Here is a 4,030-nt window from a genome sequence, read left to right as displayed (position 1 = left end):
CCCGCTTGCGGGAGGGGTTGGGGGGGGGCCTAGCCGCTCACACCCCCAGCTTGGTCGGCGCCCCTCGCCCGCCCATGAAGTTCGCCAGATTGCGGTGGAGGTTGATGACCTTCTGCTCCTGGTGCGGGTTGGGCAAGGGTCCGCGAAAGCCGCTGGACTTCATGCCCTTCTGCACGAACTGCATGTTGGAGAAGTCCTGCGCCAGCACCGATCCCCAGTTCTCGCCGATGGGGTCGGCATAGGTCCACTCGGTCTGCGGCGCCTCCCCTTCCGGGAAGCGTTCGAGGGCGTAGCTTTCGAACACGCACTTGTCCGGATCGTCCTTGTAGGGGCGCACGCGGTAGCACAGCGCGAAGGTCTCGCCGTGGAGGATGTTCTGGTTGGGGAACAGGCCCCAGGCGAGGCCGCCTTCCTTCTTGATCTCGGGCGGAACCTCGGGCCAGATCACCCCGCGCGCGGCGTCGTCGGCCTTGGCGGATTTCAGCCAGTGGGCGATGCATTCCTGCGGGGTGGCGTCCTCCGGAAGCTCGATCTGGAGGCGAGCGGCGGCGTTCACCAGCGTCTCGGTGGAGGCGGAGTAGTTCACCGTCTCGTAGTTCTCGCGGATCAGCTCATACGTGGAGACGCGCGGGTCGTCGCCCTTGCCAGCGCGGGTGGTGCCGGCGCTCTCGCTCATCTCGAACTTGGCATCGCGCGTGTCGTAGCTGGAGACCGAGTGCAGCCCGTACTGGCGGCTCAGCGCATAGTAATCGCCATAGGCCAGCAGCTGCGTATGCGTGCCCGCGACGTGGTAGGGTTCGAGGAACGCCTCGATCGCGGTCTTCCAGTTGCAGTCGTAGATCGCCCACTGGCGCCACTTGTAGTGCATCTTCTCCAGCTGGAAGTGCGAGAGGATTTCTCCCGCACGGCCCATCCACTCGGCCAGCGGCACCGCGTCCGGGTCCATGGTGATGTAGATGTAGCCGCCCCAGGTATCGACCTGGACTTCGGACAGGCAGGTCATCTCTGCCGTCAGCTTGTTCTGCCAGTCCTGCGGATCGAGGATGTAGGTGTTCTGCCCCTCGAGGTCGAAGGTCCAGCCGTGGAAGCCGCAGATGAAGTTGCGCCGGTTCGAGCCCCGGACATCATGGACCTTTCCCGGCAGCATGTCCGGCACCGAGACGAGCTGGCGGCCCCGGTGCGGGCAGACGTTGTGGAACGCTTTGAGCGAACCGTCGTCCTTGCGCAGCACGATCACGGATTCGTCGGCGACGTCGTAAGTCAGCCAGTCGCCGGGGTTCGGCAGGTCGCTCTCGCGCTCGACCATCTGCCAAACCTTGGGCCACAGCAGCGTCTTCTCCGCCGCGAGGTAGTCCTTCGAGAGAAACGCCTCGGTCGGGTAAGTGGCGAGCACTTCGGCGTCCATGTCCGCTGCGGTCAGACGGCTGGGCTCGTAGGCCTCCGGTTCGGTCACGCGGTCTCTCCCATGCGCGCTATTCAACAGGATTGTCTATTAGGCCAGCTCGCCTCCCGTTTCCAGAGCCGCCCGCGCGCAACGCCCCGGCGATGGAGCGGCAACAAATCGCGCGGCTCGCTTAACCTTTCGATTTTGATCGTCCTGCCCGATCACTCTCATCGACGAAGCGCACTAACGGTCCCGTCCCTCGGGGCGTACCCTCTGGCCGCCCTCACAAGGGCCAAAGCAACAGGAGGAGAGAGGCCATGAACACCCCTGGAAACCGCATGCTCGCGCTGATGTTCGGCGCCGCGTGCTGCGCGCTCGCAGCGCCCGTGTCGGCCGCCGAACAGGCCAAGCCGAACAAGGCCGCGACCGAGGCGGCGACGGTCACCGAACAGCCCGCCCCTCCCGCCGGCACCAAGCCCGGCGGCATGTCCAACAAGGACTGGTGGCCCAGCACCCTCGACCTCGCCGCGCTGCGCCAGCACGAGGCGCAGTCCAACCCCTACGGCGCCGATTACGACTATGCGAAGGAGTTCGCCACGCTCGACCTCGACGCGGTCAAGGCGGACATCCGCAAGGTGCTGACCACGTCGCAATCGTGGTGGCCCGCCGACTACGGACACTACGGCCCGTTCTTCATTCGCATGGCTTGGCACAGCGCAGGCACCTACCGCGTCGGCGACGGACGCGGCGGTTCGGACGGCGGCGAGCAGCGCTTCGAGCCGCTGAATTCGTGGCCCGACAACGTCAGCCTCGACAAGGCCCGCCGCCTCGTCTGGCCGATCAAGCAGAAGTACGGCCGCAAGCTGTCGTGGGGCGACCTCATGGTGCTGACCGGCAACGTCGCGCTGGAGGACATGGGCTTCAAGACCATCGGCTTCGCGGGCGGCCGCGTCGACGCCTGGCAGCCGGACCTGGTGTTCTGGGGGCCGGAAACCAAGATGATGACCGACAAGCGCCGCGACGCGAAGGGCAACCTCAAGGGTCCGCTCGCCGCGACGCAGATGGGCCTCATCTACGTCAACCCGGAAGGCCCGAACGGCAACCACGATCCGATCTCCGCCGCCGCCGACATCCGCCGCGCCTTCGGCAACATGGCGATGAACGACGAGGAGACGCTGGCACTGATCGCGGGCGGCCACACCTTCGGCAAGGCCCACGGCGCGCATGATCCGAACAAGTGCATGGGCGCCGATCCCTCCTCCGCCGGGACCGAGAAGCAGGGCCTGGGCTGGGAGAACACGTGCGGCAAGGGCAATGCCGAGGATGCCATCACCAGCGGCCTCGAAGGGGCGTGGTCGGCGAATCCGATCAAGTTCACCTCGCAGTACCTCGACAACCTGCTCGGCATGGAGTGGGTTAAGACCAAGAGCCCGGCGGGCGCGACGCAGTGGATTCCCACCGACCCGGCGGCCGCCAACATGGTCCCGGACGCGCACATCAAGGGCAAGACCCACGCGCCGATCATGTTCACCACCGACATCGCGATCAAGCAGGACCCCGAATTCCTCAAGATCGCGCAGCGCTGGCACGAGAATCCCGAGGAATTCGCGCAGGCCTTCGCCCGCGCGTGGTTCAAGCTGACGCACCGCGACCTCGGCCCGCAGGCGCGCTATCTGGGCAAGGACGTTCCGAACCAGACGTTCTCGTGGCAGGATCCGCTGCCGCAGGCGAGCTTCGCACCCCTGGGCGAGGCGGACCAGAGCGCGCTGAAAGCCAAGGTGCTCGCCTCCGGCCTGACGACGCCCGAACTGGTGCGCACGGCCTGGGCCTCGGCTTCGACCTTCCGGGGCACCGACATGCGCGGCGGCGCCAATGGCGGACGCCTGCGGCTGGACCCGCAGCGCGGCTGGGCGGTCAACGATCCGGCCGAACTGGCCAAGGTGCTGGCGAAGCTGACGGCGGTGCAGGCCGACTTCGCGAAGTCCGGAAAAGCGGTGTCGATGGCCGACCTCATCGTACTGGCAGGCAATGCCGGTGTCGAACAGGCGGCCAGCAAGGCGGGCTATCCGGTGAAGGTGCCCTTCGCGCCGGGCCGCGTCGATGCGGCGCAGGACCAGACCGACGTGGCATCGTTCGCGTACCTCGAACCCAAGGCCGACGGTTTCCGCAACTTCTACACGGCCGACTACCGGCTCGACCCGGCCGCCGCGCTGGTCGACAAGGCCGACGCCCTGAACCTGACGGTGCCGGAGATGACGGTGCTGGTGGGCGGCATGCGCGCGCTGGGCGCCAATGCCGGCAAGTCGAGCGCGGGGGTCTTCACCGCGACGCCGGGCAGTCTCGACAATGCCTTCTTCGTCAACCTGCTTTCGATGGACACGGTCTGGTCGAAGAGCGCGGCGCCGGGGCTCTATGACGGCAAGGACCGCAAGACCGGCAAGGTGCGCTGGACCGCGAGCCCGGTGGACCTGGCGTTCGGGTCGAATTCGGAACTGCGGGCGGTATCGGAAGTCTACGCCTCGGACGATGCGAAGCAGAAGTTCGTGGACGACTTCGTGGCGGCGTGGGCGAAAGTGATGAACGCCGACCGGTTCTGAAGCGAACAATTCCTCCCCGAGCTTGTCTCGGGGAGGAATCCAGCAAACA

2 protein-coding genes are annotated in these 4,030 nt (G+C 66.6%); one reads left to right on the top strand and one right to left on the bottom strand.

Annotated elements, in window-relative coordinates; translation table 11 throughout:
* Positions 1-37: 37 nt before the first annotated feature.
* Complete coding sequence (locus tag ACYPYD_RS22910; RefSeq protein WP_459665733.1) at positions 38-1,405, bottom strand: aromatic ring-hydroxylating oxygenase subunit alpha; 1,368 nt, start codon at positions 1,403-1,405, stop codon at positions 38-40.
* A gap of 296 nt (positions 1,406-1,701) precedes the next feature.
* Here ACYPYD_RS22910 and katG point away from each other — a divergent pair, with 296 nt between their 5' ends.
* Entirely contained in the window at positions 1,702-3,981 is a 2,280-nt protein-coding gene (gene katG / locus ACYPYD_RS22905; RefSeq protein WP_459665726.1) for a catalase/peroxidase HPI, read from the top strand.
* The last annotated feature ends 49 nt before the right edge of the window (positions 3,982-4,030 follow it).

The organism is Novosphingobium sp. 11B (assembly GCF_054589055.1).
Note: the sequence above shows the minus strand (reverse complement) of the source record. Positions and strands in the feature narration are given on the sequence as shown.

Excerpts from the sequence above, each read along its gene's own strand:
- ACYPYD_RS22910 (WP_459665733.1), bottom strand. The coding sequence starts at position 1,405 with ATGGACGCCGAAGTGCTCGCCACTTACCCGACCGAGGCGTTTCTCTCG.
- katG (WP_459665726.1), top strand. The coding sequence starts at position 1,702 with ATGAACACCCCTGGAAACCGCATGCTCGCGCTGATGTTCGGCGCCGCG.